This window comes from Stenotrophomonas maltophilia (assembly GCF_001676385.1).
In the GTDB taxonomy this organism is placed as follows: Bacteria; Pseudomonadota; Gammaproteobacteria; order Xanthomonadales; family Xanthomonadaceae; genus Stenotrophomonas; species Stenotrophomonas maltophilia_J.
The window spans coordinates 221,687-240,652 of sequence record NZ_LYVJ01000004.1; the positions used below are offsets into that span (position 1 = coordinate 221,687).

17 protein-coding genes are annotated in these 18,966 nt (G+C 67.3%); all 17 read left to right on the forward strand.

The window, feature by feature from the left end:
* Positions 1 to 91 precede the first annotated feature (91 nt).
* The 17 genes from flgG to A9K58_RS06935 all read left to right on the forward strand — a co-directional run bounded on the left by flgG (position 92) and on the right by A9K58_RS06935 (position 18,832).
* A complete protein-coding gene (gene flgG / locus A9K58_RS06855) occupies positions 92 to 877 on the forward strand; it encodes a flagellar basal-body rod protein FlgG (RefSeq protein ID WP_065198641.1) in 786 nt (261 codons plus the stop codon).
* A 22-nt stretch (positions 878 to 899) separates the two neighbouring features.
* Positions 900 to 1,592: a flagellar basal body L-ring protein FlgH gene (flgH, locus tag A9K58_RS06860; protein WP_065198642.1), complete on the forward strand. Its 693-nt coding sequence runs from the start codon at positions 900 to 902 to the stop codon at positions 1,590 to 1,592.
* Between the two features lie 2 nt (positions 1,593 to 1,594).
* A complete protein-coding gene (locus tag A9K58_RS06865; protein ID WP_407070823.1) occupies positions 1,595 to 2,731 on the forward strand; it encodes a flagellar basal body P-ring protein FlgI in 1,137 nt (378 codons plus the stop codon).
* Between the two features lies 1 nt (position 2,732).
* Positions 2,733 to 3,932 (forward strand): flagellar assembly peptidoglycan hydrolase FlgJ, encoded by a 1,200-nt coding sequence (flgJ, locus tag A9K58_RS06870; protein ID WP_065198643.1) that lies wholly within the window; start codon positions 2,733 to 2,735, stop codon positions 3,930 to 3,932.
* 8 nt (positions 3,933 to 3,940) lie between these two features.
* Positions 3,941 to 5,821: a flagellar hook-associated protein FlgK gene (flgK, locus tag A9K58_RS06875; RefSeq protein ID WP_065198644.1), complete on the forward strand. Its 1,881-nt coding sequence runs from the start codon at positions 3,941 to 3,943 to the stop codon at positions 5,819 to 5,821.
* Positions 5,818 to 7,020, forward strand: a complete 1,203-nt coding sequence (flgL, locus tag A9K58_RS06880; protein WP_065198645.1) for a flagellar hook-associated protein FlgL — start codon at positions 5,818 to 5,820, stop codon at positions 7,018 to 7,020. The genes flgK and flgL overlap by 4 nt, the downstream gene beginning before the upstream one ends.
* A gap of 453 nt (positions 7,021 to 7,473) precedes the next feature.
* The gene (locus A9K58_RS06885) at positions 7,474 to 8,691 is read left to right on the forward strand and encodes a flagellin (protein WP_065198646.1); all 1,218 of its coding nucleotides are present in this window, start codon (positions 7,474 to 7,476) and stop codon (positions 8,689 to 8,691) included.
* 71 nt (positions 8,692 to 8,762) lie between these two features.
* Positions 8,763 to 9,953 carry a flagellin gene (locus A9K58_RS06890; protein ID WP_065198647.1) on the forward strand — a complete coding sequence of 397 codons (1,191 nt, stop codon included), beginning with the start codon at positions 8,763 to 8,765 and terminating at the stop codon, positions 9,951 to 9,953.
* A gap of 83 nt (positions 9,954 to 10,036) precedes the next feature.
* Positions 10,037 to 11,206: a flagellin gene (locus A9K58_RS06895; protein WP_065198648.1), complete on the forward strand. Its 1,170-nt coding sequence runs from the start codon at positions 10,037 to 10,039 to the stop codon at positions 11,204 to 11,206.
* Between the two features lie 442 nt (positions 11,207 to 11,648).
* A complete protein-coding gene (gene fliD, locus A9K58_RS06900) occupies positions 11,649 to 13,067 on the forward strand; it encodes a flagellar filament capping protein FliD (RefSeq protein ID WP_065198649.1) in 1,419 nt (472 codons plus the stop codon).
* A 135-nt stretch (positions 13,068 to 13,202) separates the two neighbouring features.
* Entirely contained in the window at positions 13,203 to 13,619 is a 417-nt protein-coding gene (gene fliS, locus A9K58_RS06905; protein WP_065198650.1) for a flagellar export chaperone FliS, read from the forward strand.
* On the forward strand, positions 13,616 to 13,909 hold the full coding sequence (locus A9K58_RS06910) for a hypothetical protein (RefSeq protein WP_065198651.1): 294 nt from the start codon (positions 13,616 to 13,618) through the stop codon (positions 13,907 to 13,909). The genes fliS and A9K58_RS06910 overlap by 4 nt, the downstream gene beginning before the upstream one ends.
* Entirely contained in the window at positions 13,906 to 14,484 is a 579-nt protein-coding gene (locus A9K58_RS06915; protein ID WP_065198652.1) for a PilZ domain-containing protein, read from the forward strand. Before A9K58_RS06910 ends, A9K58_RS06915 begins: the two co-directional genes overlap by 4 nt.
* A 92-nt stretch (positions 14,485 to 14,576) precedes the next feature.
* Positions 14,577 to 15,209 (forward strand): response regulator, encoded by a 633-nt coding sequence (locus A9K58_RS06920; RefSeq protein WP_010485918.1) that lies wholly within the window; start codon positions 14,577 to 14,579, stop codon positions 15,207 to 15,209.
* Positions 15,210 to 15,528: 319 nt separating this feature from the next.
* On the forward strand, positions 15,529 to 16,938 hold the full coding sequence (gene rpoN / locus A9K58_RS06925; RefSeq protein ID WP_065198653.1) for an RNA polymerase factor sigma-54: 1,410 nt from the start codon (positions 15,529 to 15,531) through the stop codon (positions 16,936 to 16,938).
* A 14-nt stretch (positions 16,939 to 16,952) separates the two neighbouring features.
* Complete coding sequence (locus tag A9K58_RS06930) at positions 16,953 to 17,330, forward strand: response regulator (protein WP_065198654.1); 378 nt, start codon at positions 16,953 to 16,955, stop codon at positions 17,328 to 17,330.
* Complete coding sequence (locus tag A9K58_RS06935; RefSeq protein ID WP_065198655.1) at positions 17,327 to 18,832, forward strand: sigma-54 dependent transcriptional regulator; 1,506 nt, start codon at positions 17,327 to 17,329, stop codon at positions 18,830 to 18,832. The genes A9K58_RS06930 and A9K58_RS06935 overlap by 4 nt, the downstream gene beginning before the upstream one ends.
* Positions 18,833 to 18,966: the final 134 nt, after the last annotated feature.

Below are 18,966 nucleotides of genomic sequence, written 5' to 3' on the forward strand. Positions count from 1 at the left end.
GCGCCACCGTGGGGCTGGCGCTGGCACACCCCTTGCACCTCCATTTACAGGGGCCGCGTCGCGGCCGGCTTGACCAGACAGGACAGCGAAGATGAACCAGGCATTGTGGATCGCGAAAACCGGACTGGATGCGCAGCAGATGCGCATGTCGGTGGTTTCCAACAACCTCGCCAACACCAACACCACCGGCTTCAAGCAGGACCGTGCCAGCTTCGAGGACCTGCTGTACCAGCAGGTGCGGCAACCGGGTGGCGCCTCCTCGGCGCAGACGCAGTTGCCCACCGGCCTGCAGCTGGGCACCGGCGTACGCGTGGTGGCCACTGCCAAGAACTTCGAACAGGGCAGCCAGCAACAGACCGGCCGCGCGCTCGACGTGATGGTCAACGGCCGCGGCTTCTTCGAAGTGCAGATGCCGGACGGCAGCTCGGCCTACACCCGCGATGGCTCGTTCAAGATCAACCAGGACGGTGAACTGGTTACCAACAGTGGCTACCCGGTGCAGCCGGGCATCCAGATTCCCGAGGGCGCGCAGTCGGTGACCATCGGCAGCGACGGCACCATCAGCGTGAAGTTGGCTGACAACGCCGCCTCGGTGGAAGTGGGCGCGCTGACCCTGACCGACTTCGTCAACCCGGCGGGCCTGCAGGCCCGCGGCGAGAACCTGTTCCTGGAGACCACCGCCTCCGGCCCGGCGCAGAACGGCAACCCCGGCCTCAACGGCCTGGGCACCGTGGTCCAGGGCGCGCTGGAAGGCAGCAACGTCAATGTGGTCGAAGAGCTGGTGTCGATGATCGAGACCCAGCGCGCCTACGAAATGAACGCCAAGGCGATCTCCACCACCGACTCGATGCTCGGTTACCTCAACAACAAGATCTGACCGGCCCAACCGGGAATCCGCCATGTCGCCCCATTCCAACTTCGCCCGCACTGCTCTTGCCTGCACCGTGGCCGCCCTGCTCGGCGGCTGCGTGATCGCCGGCGACGTGCGACCTTACCCCGCGATGGCGCCGATCCAGCCGATCATGCCGCCGCAGGCCGCCCCGACCGCTGGCGCGATCTACGCCGCCGGGCCAAGCCTGCAGCTGTACTCCGATCGCCGAGCGCGCGATGTCGGTGACCTGCTGACCATCACCCTGCTGGAAAACACCACCGCGCAGACCAGTGCCAATACGGCGACGGAGAAGGAATCAAACCTGAGCCTGGGCACCCCGTCGATCTTCGGCGCGGCGGTCACGCTGGGTGGCAAGGACATTCTCAGCGCCAGCGCGAAGGGGTCCCGCGATTTCACCGGCAAGGGCAACAGTGCGCAGAGCAACCGCCTGCAGGGCAACGTCACGGTGACGGTGATCCAGCGCCTGCCCAACGGCAACCTGGTCGTGCAGGGACAGAAGAACCTGCGCCTCAACCAGGGCGATGAACTTGTGCAGGTGCAGGGCATCGTGCGCCCGGGCGACATCAGCCCGGACAACACCATCCCGTCCAGCCGCGTGGCCGAAGCGCGCATCGTCTACGGCGGCCGTGGCCCGGTTGCGCAGTCCAACGCAATGGGCTGGCTGAGCCGATTCTTCAACTCCGGCCTGACCCCGTTCTGAGCATGGCCATGAACATCCCATTCCGACATTTCGTGCAGCGGTGCGTGGCACCGCTTTGCTGCGTGATCCTCCTCATCGCCGCGAGCCCGGCCAGCGCCGAGCGCATCAAGGACCTGGCCCAGGTCGGCGGTGTGCGCGGCAACGCCCTGGTCGGCTACGGCCTGGTGGTCGGCCTGGACGGCAGCGGTGACCGCACCAGCCAGGCACCGTTCACCGTGCAGAGCCTGAAGAACCTGCTCGGCGAACTGGGGGTCAACGTGCCGCCCAACGTCAATCCGCAGCTGAAGAATGTGGCGGCCGTGGCAATCCACGCCGAACTGCCGCCGTTCGCCAAGCCCGGCCAGCCGATCGACATCACCGTGTCTTCGATCGGCAACGCGGTGTCGCTGCGGGGTGGCTCGCTGCTGATGGCACCGCTGCGCGGTGCCGATGGCCAGATCTACGCCATCGCCCAGGGCAACCTGATCGTCGGCGGCTTCGGCGCGCAGGGCAAGGACGGTTCCCGGGTGTCGGTCAACGTGCCCAGCGTCGGCCGCATTCCCAACGGCGCCACCGTTGAACGTGCCCTGCCCGACCCGCTGGCCAACGGCGGCGAAATCACCCTGAACCTGCACAACAACGATTTCACCACCGTCTCGCGCATGGTCGCTGCACTCAACAATGCCTTCGGCGAAGGCGCGGCACGCGCAGTCGACGGTGTCACCGTGGCGGTCACCGCGCCGGCCGACCCGGGCGCACGCATCGGCCTGCTGGCACGCATCGAGAACCTGGAACTGACCCCGGGCAGCGCCCCGGCCAAGGTGGTAGTCAATTCGCGCACCGGCACCGTGGTGATCGGCCAGCAGGTGCGGGTCGGGCCCGCGGCGATTTCGCATGGCTCGCTGACGGTGACCATCCAGGAAAGCACCAACGTCAGCCAGCCCAATGCATTGTCCGGTGGCCGCACGGTGGCCAGCCCGCAGTCGACCATCACCGCCACCAACGATGGCAGCCGCATGTTCAAGTTCAACGGCGGCACCACCCTGGACGAGATCGTGCATGCGGTGAACGCCGTGGGTGCGGCCCCGGGCGATCTGATCGCGATCCTGGAAGCGCTGAAGCAGGCCGGCGCATTGAGCGCCGAGCTCGAGGTGATCTGACATGCGCATCACGCCTGCAATCGATCTGCATCCAGCACAGCAGAACGACCCGGCCAGGATCGACAAGGTCGCTCGCCAGCTGGAAGGCCAGTTCGCGCAGATGCTGGTCAAGAGCATGCGCGACGCCAGTTTCGGTGACGCGCTGTTCCCCGGCGAAAACACGATGTTCCGCGACATGTACGACCAGAAGATTGCCGAAGCGATGACCCGCGGCAAGGGGTTGGGCCTGTCGGGCCTGATCGCGCGCCAGCTGTCCGGGCAGGCCGCCGAGGGACCGGCGCTGGATACCCGCGTCAACCCGGCCAGGGCCAGCCGCGCCTACGAACTCAATGCACCTGCCAGGCCGGCGCCGTCGCTGCCGCTGGAAGACAGCAGCCAGGCCATGCGCGTGCTGCAGCAGATGGCGGCCGGCGCCCGGCAGGGCGCGCAGGCGGCGCTGGCACCGATGGAGCAGGCGCTGGACCTGATCGCCGGGCGCGAGAGCAGCCGCATGCACCACGCGCTGGGTACCGACGATCCGTATATCGACAGCCTGCAGGGCGAGGACTGGGCGGCCAGCAACGATCAGTGGGCGGCCACCGCCAGCAATCGCGGCACGGCGATCAGCCCGGGCGATGCGGCGGCCACCCGCACCGCCGTCGCTCGCCTCGGCGCGCACACCCCGGAGGGTTTCGTGGCCAGCATCTGGCAGCACGCTCAGAGCGCCGCCAGGGAGCTGGGCGTGGACGCCCGGGCCCTGGTCGCCCAGGCGGCGCTGGAGACCGGCTGGGGCAAGCGCCATATCACGCATGCCGACGGCAGCACCTCGCACAACCTGTTCGGCATCAAGGCCACCGGCTGGAACGGGAAGCGTGCCGTGGCCGGCACCCATGAGTACGTCGATGGCGTGCGCCGCAACGAGACGGCCAGCTTCCGCGCCTACAGCTCCCCGGCCGAAAGCTTCGCCGATTACGTGCGCCTGCTGAAGAGCAGTCCGCGCTACCAGCAGGCCCTGCAGGCCGGAACCGATGTGCAGGGCTTCGCCCGCGGCCTGCAGCGCGCCGGCTATGCCACCGACCCGCGCTACGCCGCCAAGATCGCTGCGATCGCCGGTGGCCCGACCATCGCGCGCGCCGTGGCCGCGGTCGCCGACGCCGGCTCGCGCCTTGGCCAGACCTTCGCCAGCACCGCCACGGCGGGGCTGGGTCTCACCCGTCGTTGAGGAACTCAATGTCCAGCGTACTTTCCACCGGCACCGGTGCCCTGCTCGCTTTCCAGCGTGCGTTGGCGACCACCAGCCACAATGTGGCCAACCTCAATACGCCCGGCTACAGCCGGCAGAAGGTCGACTTCGCCACCGCCGACCCGCAGAACTATGGTTACGGGACGGTCGGCAACGGCACCCGCATCGCCGACATCCGCCGTACCGCCGACCAGCTGGCGATCTCGCGCCTGCTCGACAGCAGCGGTGAACTGGCCCGCCTGAAGCAGCTTTCAGGCATGGCCGACCGGGTCAACGCACTGTTCTCCGATGCGGCCACCAACGTCTCCGGCGTCTGGTCCAACTTCTTCGATTCGGTCAGTGGGCTGTCCTCCAACGCCGCCGGCACGGCCGACCGCCAGAACATGCTCGACGCAGGCAGGACGCTGGCCAATCGCTTCGGGCAGCTCAACACGCACCTCAACAACCTCAACAGCGAGGTCAACAACGGACTGTTGGCCGGCGCCACCGAGGTCAACCGCCTAGCGCAGGAAATCGCGCAGATCAACGGCGCCATCGGCACCAATCTCGCTACCGCCGCGCCCGACCTGCTCGATCGCCGCGACCAGCTGATCACCCAGCTGATCGGCTACACCGGTGGGACCGCTGTGATCCAGGACGGCGGCATCATGAATGTCTACACCGCCGGCGGCAATGCACTGGTGGTGGGGACCACGGCGACCAGGGTTACCACCGTGGCCGATCCGTACCAGCCCGAGCGCCTGCAGTTGGCGCTGGAAACCCAGGGCAACACCATCCGCCTCGACCCGAAGGCGGTCGGCGGCCAGATCGGTGGCCTGCTGGAGTTCCGCGACACCGTGCTGACCCCGGCCCAGGCCGAGCTGGGCAAGCTGGCGGTGGGCCTGGCCGAGAGCTTCAACCAGGTGCACCACCAGGGCGTGGATCTCTACGGCCAACTGGGCGGCGACTTCTTCAACATCGGCAACCCGCGCGTCACCGCCAACAACAGCAACACCGGCAACGCGACGCTGAGCGCCACCTATGGCGACCTGGGCAAGCTGGACGGGCAGAACGTGGTGCTGCAGTTCGATGGCAGCAACTGGAAGGCCAGCCGCGCCGACACCGGCGCCAGCCTTCCGCTGACCGGCACCGGCACCGCCGCCGACCCACTGGTGATCAATGGTGTTTCGTTGGTGGTCGGTGGCACGCCGGCGGCTGACGACCGCTTCCTGCTGCAGCCGACGGCGGGCGTCGCCGGCAGCCTGGAAATGGCGATCACCGATCCCTCGCGCATTGCGGCCGCCGCCGCAGTCAAGGGCGCGGCGGCCACCACCAATACCGGCACCGGCAAGCTGAGTGGCGTCACCGTCACCGATTCGGCCAACCCGAACCTGCGCAATCCGGCAGCGATCGTATTCACCTCGGCCACCACCTACACCGTCGATGGCGGCCCGCCGCAGACCTACACGCCCGGCCAGACCATCAGTGCCAACGGCTGGAGCTTCGTGCTGGACGGTGCGCCGAAGACTGGCGACACCTTCAACATCACCCCGACCCCGGCCGGTTCCTCGGACAACAGCAACGCCACCAGGCTGGCGAAGGTAGAGAGTGCCAAGGCCTTCAACGCCGGCACCGTCACCCTGAACGGTGCACTGGGCGGCCTGACCACCCAGGTCGGCGCCGCAGCACGTTCGGCCGAATACTCGCTGGAGGCGCAGCTGGTGATCAATGACAAGGCTCAGGAAGCACGCGACGAGGTGTCCGGAGTGAACCTGGACGAGGAAGCCGCCGACATGCTGCGCCTGCAGCAGGCCTATCAGGCCGCCTCGCAGCTGATCTCCACCGCCGACAGCATGTTCCAGACCATCCTGGGAGCCGTCCGTCGATGAGCAGCCGCATCTCCACCAGCATGATGTTCAACCAGTCGGTGTCGCTGATGATGGCCAAGCAGGCCAGGCTCAGCCACCTGGAGCAGCAGATCGCGACCGGCAGCAAGATCGTCAGCGCCAAGGACGATCCGGTCACGGCAGGCGCCGCCGTCGGCCTTGACCGCAGCCTGGCCGCCCTGGAGCGGATGAAGCTCAACGCAGGCAACGTGCAGAACCGCCTGGGCGTGCAGGAGAACACCCTGGCCCAGGTCAACGACCTGATGGCGCGGGTCAACGATCTCACCATCCAGGCCAGCAATCCGGCGTTGGGCGCGGCCGACAGGAAGACACTGATCACCGAGTTGAACCAGATCCGGGACGGCCTGCTGTCGCTGGCCAATGCAGACGACGGTACCGGGCGCTATGTGTTCGGTGGCACCAACGATGGCGATCCACCGTTCGCCAGGATCAACGGCAAGGTGGTGTACCGTGGCGACCAGACCCAGCGCGAGATCGAAGTCGGCCCGGACACCTACGTGCACGATGCCCTGCCCGGCAGCGAAATCTTCCTGCGCATCCCCACCGGCGACGGCTTCGTCGATGGCAGCGCCGCCGCCGGCAATACCGGCAACGGCGTGCTGACCAACATCACCCGCGACGGCAGCAGCAGCTGGAACGGGCAGTCCTTCAGCATCCGCTTCAATGCTGCCGACCAGTACGAGGTGCTGGACGGCGCCGGCAATGTGACCGGCACCGGTACCTACAAGGCCGGAGACAGCCTGGAGGTGGACGGCGTGCGCCTGCAGATCACCGGTACACCCGCCGCCGGCGACAGCTTCAGCGTCAAGCCATCGGCCAGCCGCGACATCTTCGACACCATGGACAAGCTGATCGCCGCGCTTGACGCCGACACCGGTACTCCGGCGAAGATCGCCGCCCAGCAGAACGAGCTGCAAAGCGCACTGCGCGACGTGGCCCGCGCGTCGGATCGGATGATCGATGCGCGTGCAGCGGGCGGGGCGCAGTTGAAGGCGCTGGACAATGCGGCCGACATGCGTGAATCCAACAGTGTGACGCTGAAGACCACGCTGTCGCAGATGCGCGACCTGGACTACGCGGACGCACTGAGCCAGTACCAACTGCAGAGCACGGCGCTGCAGGCCGCACAGACGATCTTCTCGCAGATGCAGTCCATGTCGCTGTTCAACAAGATCGGCTGACGCGCCCCCGCGTCCTCCCGGAAAGGCCGCGATGCCCTGCATCGCGGCCTTTTTCGTTTCCAGCGGCCGGTACCGCTGCACTCACCGGGCATGGCCGGGCGCGGCCCCGCATTCCGGCACCAGCGCGTGCAGGTTCTGCTGGCACCGGGCCGTGGCCGCGGACGTTCCGCGATTGCCCATCAAGCCCACTGCGGCCCCGCCGATACCTTCAGCGGCACTGAGCGGGCATGCCCGGGCGCCCCATCCGGGCCGCCCGGACGGGCCCTCCAGGGGGGACCTCCCCGGATACGCAGCCTCCAGCAACGAAATGCGGATTCATCGGATTTCACGGCTAAAGGTTGTTGACAAAGCGCCGTTATTCATTTGGCAACGGCGAAGCACACAGCCACACAAAAAAACAGGCGGCGCTTCGCTCCATTCACCAACGGGTTCCAAATAAGAGGAGACGACCCCATGGCACAGGTAATCAACACCAATACGATGTCGCTCAACGCTCAGCGCAACCTGAGCACCAGCGGCAGCTCGCTGGCCACCACCATCCAGCGCCTCTCGTCCGGCCTGCGCATCAACAGCGCGAAGGACGACGCCGCAGGCCTGGCGATCAGCGAGCGCTTCACCACGCAGATCCGCGGCCTGGACGTGGCCATCCGCAACGCCAACGACGGCATCTCGCTGGCCCAGGTCGCCGAAGGTTCGCTGAGCGAAGTCGGCAACAACCTGCAGCGCATCCGTGAACTGGCCGTGCAGTCATCCAACGCCACCAATTCGGCCAGCGACCGCAAGGCGCTGCAGGCGGAAGTGACCCAGCTGGTTTCGGAAGTGGACCGCGTCGCCAAGCAGGCCGACTTCAACGGCACCAAGCTGCTGGACGGTTCCTTCACCAGCCAGCTGTTCCAGGTCGGCGCCAACGCCGGCCAGGCCATCGCCATCAACAGCGTGGTCAACGCCAAGGCCGACGCGCTGGGCGCCGCCACGTTCGCCAACGCCTACACCGGCACCGCGCTCGCGGCCGACAAGGCCACCGCTGACACGACCTACTCCGGCCTGCAGATCACGGTGACCCCGCCGGGTGGCACCGCCACCACCGTCACCATCAGCGACTTCACGGTCAAGGCCGGCGAGTCGATCACCTCGGCCACCGCCGCCGCGATCAACGGCAAGTTGGGCGAGACCGGTGTGATGGCCTCGGTCAATGCCGGCGTGGTCAGCCTGGCGTCCATCAAGGACGGCCAGACCTTCGCCCTTGGCGTCAGCGCGGCGGTGCCGCCCGCAGGCATCACCGCGGCCACCCTCGCCGGCCTGGGCCTGACCGAAAACGGCACCGACGGCGGCACCCTGACCGGCGCAACGGCCAGCTTCGTGGAAGACCTGGACGTCACCACCGCTGAAGGCGCGCAGAAGGCACTGTCGATCGTCGACAAGGCCCTGGAATCGGTCAACAGCGTCCGCGCCGACCTGGGCGCGATCCAGAACCGCTTCACCTCGGTGGTCGCCAACCTGCAGACCTCCTCGGAAAACCTGTCCGCCTCGCGCAGCCGCATCCGCGATACCGACTTCGCCAAGGAAACCGCCGAACTGACCCGCACCCAGATCCTGCAGCAGGCCGGCACGGCCATGCTGGCCCAGGCCAACCAGGTACCGCAGAACGTGCTCAGCCTGTTGCAGCGCTGACGCGAGCCGCCCCCGCGCACGTCGGGGGCGTCTGACCCAACTCACGTGCAACCGCTCAAGGACCTCTCCTCATGGCACAAGTCATCAACACCAACACGATGTCGTTGAATGCTCAGCGCAACCTGAGCACCAGCGGCAGCTCGCTGGCCACCACCATCCAGCGCCTGTCCTCCGGTTCGCGCATCAACAGCGCCAAGGACGACGCCGCCGGCCTGGCCATCTCCGAGCGCTTCGGCACCCAGATCCGCGGCACCGACGTCGCCATCCGCAATGCCAACGACGGCATTTCGCTGGCCCAGGTCGCCGAAGGTTCGCTGACCGAGATCGGCAACAACCTGCAGCGCGTCCGCGAGCTGTCGGTGCAGGCCGCCAACGCCACCAACTCGGCCAGCGACCGCAAGGCCCTGCAGGCCGAAGTGACCCAGCTGGTCTCGGAAATCGACCGCGTCGCCAAGCAGTCGGACTTCAACGGCACCAAGCTGCTGGATGGCTCGTTCTCCAGCCAGCTGTTCCAGGTCGGTGCCAACGCCGGCCAGGCCATCGCCATCGACAAGACCATCGATGCCAAGGCCAATGCCCTGGGTGGCGCCAAGTTCGATACCAACTCGCTGGCACTGGCCGACCCGGGCGCCAACGCCGACTTCAAGGTCACCGGCCTGCAGATCAATGGCGTCACCATCGCCGACGTCGATGTCAAGCAGGGTGCCGACGCCGCTGCTACCGGCAAGGCCTCCCGCGAGGCGCTGGTGACTGCCATCAACGCCAAGATCGGTGAGACCGGCGTCTACGCCGAGGTCAATGGCACCGCCGGCGTGACCCTGACGTCGGTCAAGGACAGCGTCAACGCCGATGGTTCGTTCAAGGCCATCACCGCATCGGTGGGCACCTGGACCGGCGCTACCGCACCGACCTTCACCGCCACGCTGGCGACCGCCGCGCCGGCGTCCAAGTTCGCCAGCGATCTGGACGTCAGCACGGTCAAGGGCGCACAGCAGGCGATGGAAGTGGTCGACAAGGCCTTGAGTGCGATCAACAGCACTCGTGCCGACCTCGGCGCCGTGCAGAACCGCTTCACCTCGGTGGTCGCCAACCTGCAGACCTCGTCGGAAAACCTGTCGGCGTCGCGCAGCCGCATCAAGGACACCGACTTCGCCAAGGAAACCGCCGAACTGACCCGCACCCAGATCCTGCAGCAGGCCGGCACGGCCATGCTGGCCCAGGCCAACCAGGTGCCGCAGGGCGTGCTCAGCCTGCTGCGCTGACCGCCTGATCAACCTCCGTGCGCCGCGATGATGCGGCGCACGGGCCCTGGAACACGCTCCACCCTCGCCAAAGGAAACGCACCATGGCACAAGTCATCAACACCAACACGATGTCGTTGAATGCTCAGCGCAACCTGAGCACCAGCGGCAGCTCGCTGGCCACCACCATCCAGCGCCTGTCCTCCGGTTCGCGCATCAACAGCGCCAAGGACGACGCCGCCGGCCTGGCCATCTCCGAGCGCTTCGGCACCCAGATCCGCGGCACCGACGTCGCCATCCGCAATGCCAACGACGGCATTTCGCTGGCCCAGGTCGCCGAAGGTTCGCTGACCGAGATCGGCAACAACCTGCAGCGCGTCCGCGAGCTGTCGGTGCAGGCCGCCAACGCCACCAACTCGGCCAGCGACCGCAAGGCCCTGCAGGCCGAAGTGACCCAGCTGGTCTCGGAAATCGACCGCGTCGCCAAGCAGTCGGACTTCAACGGCACCAAGCTGCTGGATGGCTCGTTCTCCAGCCAGCTGTTCCAGGTCGGTGCCAACGCCGGCCAGGCCATCGCCATCGACAAGACCATCGACGCCAAGGCCAACGCCCTCGGTGGCGCCCAGTTCGCCACGGCCACTGCAGCCGTCACCGGTGCCGACGACGTTGATACCGCTGTTGCCGCGTTCACCATCACCGACAGCAAGGGCACCGTCGTCAACTTCGACGCGATGACCGTGAAGAGCGTCGGCGATGCGGCCGCCAACACCGCGGCAGCCGGCAAGGCCGTCGCAACCGCGATCAATGCCAAGATCGGCGAGACCGGCGTCTATGCCGAAGCCGACGCGGCCGGCGCGCTCACCCTGACCTCGGTCAAGGACAGCGTCAACAATGCCGGTGCCTTCACGGCCTTCAGCAGCACCATCGCCGGGTTCACCGCAGGTGCCGCGCCGACCGCCCAGTTCGCCGACAAGATCGACGTGTCCACCGTGAAGGGTGCACAGCAGGCGATGGAAGTGGTCGACAAGGCCCTGAGTGCGATCAACAGCACCCGTGCCGACCTCGGCGCCGTGCAGAACCGCTTCACCTCGGTGGTCGCCAACCTGCAGACCTCGTCGGAAAACCTGTCGGCGTCGCGCAGCCGCATCAAGGACACCGACTTCGCCAAGGAAACCGCCGAACTGACCCGCACCCAGATCCTGCAGCAGGCCGGTACGGCCATGCTGGCCCAGGCCAACCAGGTGCCGCAGGGCGTGCTCAGCCTGCTGCGCTGATCCACGGCAAGAAGGCGCCGCTACCGTCGGTTCGACCCGACGGTAGCGGCAACCCGGAAGCCACGGTGCACGAAGGCGCGGGCCATGCCCGGCCCGGGATCACTCCCGAACCGGCCTGGCATCGCCCGCTCCTGCGGACTTCTCTTTCAGCGCTGTACCTTTGACTGTACGTACCGGGCGGCTTCGTCTCCCCCCGATTGTCAGTGGCCTGATCCCTCCCCTGCATTGGGGGAGGGTTTTTTGCAGGCTTCCGGCAGCCCGCGGTGAACTTCCCCGCACCCTGCCCCAGCCCTCCTGCAACCCGCGTGCCAGAACCTGCGCCAGAGCACTGGCACGGCACATGCATCAACGAAGTCCTCAAGACCCCGCGGCGCAGGCCGCTATTTTCGTTGACGACGGGCCACCGTACGGCGGACGGGCCCGGATACCCAGGAGAAACAACGTGGCAGACTTTGGATATGGTGGCATCGGCTCGGGGCTGGATATTTCCAGCATCGTCAGCCAGCTCGTCGCGGCTGACCGCAAGCCGGCCGACAACGCGCTGAACCTGCAGCAGTCCAAGGCCAAGATGCAGCTGTCGTCTATCGGCACCGTCACGGCGGCGTTCGACAAGCTGAAGACGGCGCTGACCGCGCTGAAGGCCACCACTGCCTTCGATACGCGGACCGTCACCGCCACCGGCAAGGCCGGCCCCAACAATGCCGATGATGTCCTGACGGCATCGGTGGCCCTGTACGAGGTGGGCACGACCAAAGCGGCGGCCTCCAACGGCACGCACGTCGTCGAGGTGAAGTCCCTGGCCACGGCGCACAAGCTGATTGCCGACACCTCGGTGCCCAAGACCGATACCTTCGGCGCCGGAACCTTGACGCTGACCGTTGGCGTCGGCGACAAGGCCAGGACCATGAACGTGGAGGTGGAGGACGGCGACACGCTGACCACCATCCGCAACAAGATCGACGCCGCCGGCCGCAAGGAGGGCGTGCAGGCCACGTTGATCAGTTCCGGCGACAACCAGTACCTGTCAATCGCCCAGGAGAAGACCGGCGCCGCCAACGCGATCAAGCTCGAATACGGCGGCAGCGATCCGAAGCTGGGCGCGCTGGTGGGCAGCCTGAAGCAGAACACGCCCGCGGCGGATGCGGAACTGACCATTGATGGCGTCACCGTGGTCAGCGCCAGCAACACCGTCGCGGATGCGGTCCCGGGCCTGACCCTGAACCTGAAGGTGCCCGGCAAGAGCACCGTGGTGATCAGCACCGATACCGCTGCCGCGACCAAGGTGATGCAGGAATTCGTGACCGCCTACAATGCGGCGATCGCAGCGATCAATACCGAAACCCGGTACGACGCCAAGACCAAGGAGGCGGCCACGCTGACCGGTGATGCGCAGATGCGCGGCGCCTCCAGCCAGTTGCGGTCCATGATGTCGGGCGTGCTGAAGGACCTCTCCGCGGAAGGCCTGGATCCGAAGACGCTGGGCCTGCAGACGCGCGGCTACCCCAACGCCGACGGCAGCCTGGTGCTGGACACCACCAAGTTTGCCGCCGCGCTGGCCAGCCAGCCGGAAAAGATCCGCTCGGCGATCACCGGCGACACCGGTGGTGCGGGCAGGCTGTACACCATGGTCGACGGCTATGTCAGCACCACCACCGGCAAGGAAGGCGCATTCGTTGCGCGTACCAAGGGCCTGAATTCCACGCTCGACAACATCGACAAGCGCCGCAAGGACCTGGATACGCGCATGAAGAACGTGGAAGAGCGCTACAAGAAACAGTTCCTGGCGCTGGACAGCCTGATGGGCAAGCTGCAGCAGAGCAGTTCGTCGCTGCAGCAGCAGCTGGCCCAGCTGAACCGCTGATCCAGCGAAGCACGGGGTGCAGCGCTCAAGTTTGGCGTGCGGCGCACCGATAACGGACGCAACAGCCATCATCGCCGTGCCGCCGGCCGCGATCCCCACGATCAACCGGCGGCGCCCGCGCAAGGAGAATCACGAATGTACGGTTCCAGCCGTCAGTATGCCGAGCAGTACCGCCAGGTGGGAGTGACCAGCGCGGTCGCCGACGCCGATCCCCACAAGCTGGTGGCGATGCTGCTGGCCGGCGCGCTGGAGCGCGTGCGGCGCGCCCTGGCCAGCCTCGACCGCGGCGACCAGGCCGGCAAGGGCAAGGCGATCGGCGAAGTCTGCGCCATCGTCGGCCACCTCAATGGATCGCTCGATCACGAGGCCGGGGGCGAAATCGCCGGCAATCTGTCGGCCCTGTATGACTACGTGCTGCAGCGCCTGACCGAAGCCAACCTGCACAACGACCGCGCCGCCCTGGACGAATCCCTGCAGCTGCTGGGCGAGATCGACAGTGCCTGGAACGCCATCCCGCACGAACAGCGTCGACCGGCGGCGGTGGCACCATGAATCTGCACGCGCTGCACGCCCAGCTGGATGCCTTCGAGAAGGCACTGGACGATGAGGCGCTGGACCAGGCCGGCATCCTGCTTGACGGCCATGACAGCGCCCTGCATGCCCTGCTCAGCCAGTCGCTGGGCCCGGCCGACCAGGCGCCGCTGCAGGCGCTGTTCGAGCGCCAGCAGAGCCTGTTGGGCCTGCTGCGCCACCGCCGTGACGCAGTCGCCGCGCTGATCAATGATGGCCAGCGCTCCCTTCGCGCGGCGCATGCCTACCTGCAGGCAGAATCGCTGGCATGAACCCACTGCCGACCACGTCGCTGCACCACCCCGCCGAGAGCGAGCTGTTCGACGAAACACTCAGCTGCGAGCTGGCCCTGCCGGCCGAGTTCCAGGCAGGCAGCGCCGCCGGCCGTACCAGCAGCGCCGAGGGCCTGCTGCGCAGCCTGGCACTGGTCGAAGACAGCCGCGCCGACGAACACGACGAACGCAGCGAGACGACCCTGCAGTTGCAGCGGTTGGAAGCCAAGCTGGACCTGGCGATGGTGTTGCTCGGCCGGCTGGTGCGCCAGCAGGGCCAGGCACTGGCCCTGCGCCCGCTGCGCTGGTCGCGCCGGGGCATCCGCCTGCAGCTGGGTCCGCGCAGCGGCGCCAGCCCGGGCCAGGCCGGGTTGCTGCGCCTTCAGCCCAGCGACTGGTTGCCTGACCACATCGATCTGCCGGTGGAGGTGATTGCCGAAGTGGCCGACGGCAGTGGTGGCCACTACCTCTGGCTGCGCTTCCAGCGCCTGGGTGACGGACTGGAAATGGCCATGGAGCGCCATCTGTTCCGCCTGCATCGCCGCCAGGTCGCCGAGGCGCGCCGGGCCCGCTGATCGCGACCACCCCCGGAGGAACGGGCGACGCTTGGCGCACCCGTTCAGCTAAGTTAAGGTGGACGCCCCTACCTGGACCTGCTTGCGTGCCTGTGCGAGTTCTCATCGTCGACGATCACACCCTCGTCCGCGCCGGCCTGGCGCGGTTGCTGCAGGGGTTTGCCGACGTGCAGCTCGTCGCCGAAGCAAGCAACGCTGAGCAGGCGCTGCAACTGGCCCTGCAGCACGCACCGGACGTCGTGCTGATGGACCTGTCGCTGCCCGGCCGCACCGGACTGGAAGCCCTGAGTGACATCCGCTTGCGTGCCCCCGGCACCCGCGTGGTGATGATGACCATGCATGACGACGCCGCCCACGTGCGCGACGCGCTGGACCGCGGCGCGGTCGGTTTCCTGGTGAAGGATGCCGCGCCGCAGGAACTGGAACTGGCGCTGCGCGCCGCACACGCCGGCCAGGTGTTCCTGAGCCCGCAGATCTCGGCCAAGATGCTGGCACCGATGCTCGGCCGCGAAAAACCCACCGGGATTGCCGCGCTGTCGCCACGCCAGCGCGAGATCCTGCGTCGCATCGGCAAGGGCGAGAGCAACAAGGAAATCGCCGCCGATCTCGGCATCAGCGTCAAGACGGTGGAGACCCATCGCGCGCGCATGATGGAATCGCTGGGCTGCCGACGCGCCAATGATCTGTTGCTGCTGGCCGCACGCCACCAGCACGAGCTGGAGTAACCGCCGGTATCGGGGTCAGATCCCTTTCCCGTGGAAAGGGATCTGACCGCGCGACACCCTGCGTCGGCGACGAAATCCCGTCACCCCGACAGTCCCTGACAGGAATCCGTACCCCGGTCGCCACGCGCCCAGCGGCTTCGCCACGACAAATCAATGACCTGGCGGCGCATTTCGTCAATTTCCCGCGCCGGTGTAGGGAATACCCCTACACCCTGTCGGGATCTCCACGAAAGCCCTCAGGAACCCCCCGATTCCGCGCGTGCCGGATCAGAAGCAAGATGCGTTCCACAGGGCGCCGGGGAGGCGCCGGGGAACCGCGATGAAGGCTGCACTCTCGGCCCAGCTGGGCCAACAACTCCATCTCACGCCGCAGCTGCTTCAGTCGATCCGGCTGCTGCAGCTTGACGGGCTGCATCTGGAACAGGAAATCCAGCGCCTGCTGGACTCCAATCCCCTGCTGGAAATCGAAGAGGCCGAAGCGCCCGTCGCCGAGCCCACCGATGCCGCTGCCACGGCCCTGGAGACGGCGGCCTTTGATGAACTCCCCGAATCCTCGATGTGGGACGTGGCCGGTGCCAGCTGGCAGGACGGCGATGACGACCGCATGGCGCGCATCGCCGCCGGTGAATCGAGCGACCCACAGCTGCGCGTGCTGCAACGCCTCTCGCTGGACATGGACGACCACGCGCTGGCCGTCGCCGCGTTCTGGCTGGACCAGTGCGACGAAGCCGGCTACCTACAGGCCCCGCTGGCCCAGCTGCAACGGCTGGCCAGTGCCCAGTTCGACCTTGCCACCGAGGGCGTGGAAACCATCCGCCAGCAGCTGCTGCATGGCGAGCCGGCCGGCATGGCTGCACAGGACCTGCGCGAAGGCCTGCAGGCGCAGCTGCGCAGCCTGCATGGCGTGGTACCTGCCCGGCATCTGGCCGCACGCATCCTGGATGGCGCTCTCGAGGCGCTGGCCGCGCATGACTACGCCGCCCTCGCCCGCCAGCACGATGCCGAGATCGACGACGTCCGTGAGGCGGTTCGGCTGATCCTCTCGCTGCAGCCGCGGCCCGGCGACGACCTGTTGCCGGAACGCAACGCCGTAGTGGTGCCGGACGTGGTCGCCTGGCACGCGGACGGCCAATGGAAGGTCGCACTGAACCCGGCCACCAGCCGTCGCGTCTCGATCAACAGCCAGTACGAACAGGCACTGGCCGACTGCAACGACGCCGCACCGGCACTGCGCGACCTGCTGCAGGAAGCGCGCTGGTTCAGCCGCGGCCTGTCGATGCGCTACGACACCCTGCTGCGCACCGCACGGGTGATCGTCGAGCGCCAGGCCGCGTTCTTGGTCCGGGGCGAGGAGGCCATGGCTCCCCTGACCCTGAAGGAGGTAGCCGAGGAAATCGGCATGCACGAGTCCACCGTCTCGCGCATCACCACCGGCAAGTTCCTGCAGACCCCGCGCGGCACCTTTGAACTGAAGCACTTCTTCGCCGTGCGCCTGGAAGGTGCCAGCGTCTCCGGCCAGGCGGTCAAGGCCATGGTTCGCCGCCTGATCGATGCTGAACCGGCCGGCCGGCCGCTGGCCGACGAGGCCATCGCCGGCCTGCTGTCACGCCAGGGGGTGAACATTGCCCGCCGAACCGTCGCAAAATACCGAGAACAACTGGATATCGCCCCGGCCCGCGAACGGCGCCGGCTCAGCGCCAGGCAACCCCAGCTGGCCCGGGTGGGCTGAAAAGGATGTTGGACATGAACAAGCTCACGGTCCTGCTGGTCGATGACCACGAGGGTTTCATCAACGCGGCGATGCGCCATTTCCGCAAGATCGACTGGTTGCAGATCGTCGGCAGCGCCGGCAACGGCCTGGAAGCGATCGAGCGCTCCGAAGCGCTGCGCCCGCAGGTGGTGCTGATGGACCTGGCCATGCCGGAGATGGGCGGCCTGCAGGCCACCCGCCTGATCAAGTCGCAGGACGATGCGCCGTACATCGTGATCGCCAGTCACTTCGACGACGTCGAACACCGCGAACATGCGTTGCGCGCCGGCGCCGACAACTTCGTCAGCAAGCTGTCCTACATCCAGGAAGTCATGCCGATCCTGGAAGGCCTCAGGGAGGATCGATCATGAGCGAATCACGCATCCTGGTGCTGGACAACGATGCCGTACGCGCGGAGCGCACCGTTTCCCTGCTGGAATTCATGGACTTCAACCCGCGCTGGGTGTCCGATGCGGCCGATTTCGACCTCGCCCGCCAGCGCCAGAGCGACTGGATGGCAGTGATCGTCGGCCACCTGGACGACAGTGCAGCCAGCACCGCGCTATACCATTGGCTGGGCGGCAGCCGCCTGGCACCGCCGGTACTGCTGGCCGACGGCGATGCCGCTGCGTTTGCCCAGCAGCATGGGCTGCACGAAGCCAACATCTGGCCGCTGGAGGCGCCGCTGCGCCATGCGCAGATGGAAGCGCTGCTGCGTCGCGCCAGCCTCAAGCGCCTGGACGCCGAGCACCAGGCCGGCGCTGTACAGGACCAGGGGCCGACCGGTAACGGCCCGGCGGTGACCGCGCTGCGCACGATGATCGAGCAGGTCGCTGCGTTCGATACCACCGTGCTGGTGCTGGGCGAATCCGGCACCGGCAAGGAAGTGGTATCGCGGGCGATCCACCAGCGCTCGCCGCGCCGCGATGGCCCGTTCGTGGCAATCAACTGCGGCGCCATCCCGGCCGATCTGCTGGAGAGTGAACTGTTCGGCCACGAGAAGGGCGCGTTCACCGGCGCACTGACCGCGCGCAAGGGGCGCTTCGAGATGGCCGAGGGCGGCACCCTGCTGCTGGATGAAATCGGCGACATGAGCCTGCCGATGCAGGTGAAGCTACTGCGCGTGCTGCAGGAGCGCAGCTTCGAGCGCGTCGGTGGCAACCAGACCATCCGCTGCAACGTACGCGTCATCGCCGCGACCCACCGCGACCTGGAAACCCGCATCGCCGAGGGCAAGTTCCGCGAGGATCTGTTCTACCGGCTCAACGTGTTCCCGATCGAAGTGCCGGCGCTGCGTGAACGCCGCGAAGACCTGCCGGCGCTGGTGGAAACCATTGCCGTGCAGCTGGCCCGCACCGGCCGTGGCGAAGTGCGCTTCACTCCGGAAGCCCTGCAGGCCCTGGCCGGCTACGAGTGGCCGGGCAATGTGCGCGAACTGACCAACCTGGTCGAACGACTGGCGGTGCTGCATCCGGGCGCCTCGGTGCGCGTGCAGGACCTGCCGGCCCGCTATCGCGGCGATGCCGCGCTGGCAGCAGCGGCCAGCCCGGCACCGGCCCAGCGCGCGCCCAGCGAAGAACGCCTGGACCTGCGCAGCTTCTCGTTCCACACCCCGGGCAGCGGCAACCAGCCAGTGCTGGAGCACGGCATCGCGGTCAACCGCCCGGCGGCACCGGCGGCGCTGCCCGACGACGGCCTGGACCTGCGCAACCACATGGCCAACATCGAACTGGGCCTGATCAACGAAGCACTGGAACGCACCCAGGGCGTCGTCGCCCACGCCGCCCAGCTGCTCGGCCTGCGCCGCACCACCCTGGTGGAGAAGCTGCGCAAGTACGGTATCGAACGCGAGCAGGCCGAACTGGCCGGCTGAACCGCGCGCCCCTCATCAAGGGGACACCGACGCCCGGGCAAGCCCGGGCGCCGGTGTTCTTGGCGCGCGGGGTCAGATCCCTTTCTGCAGGAAAGGGATCTGACCCCTTCTGCATTTGCACGTTTTCCTAAAGA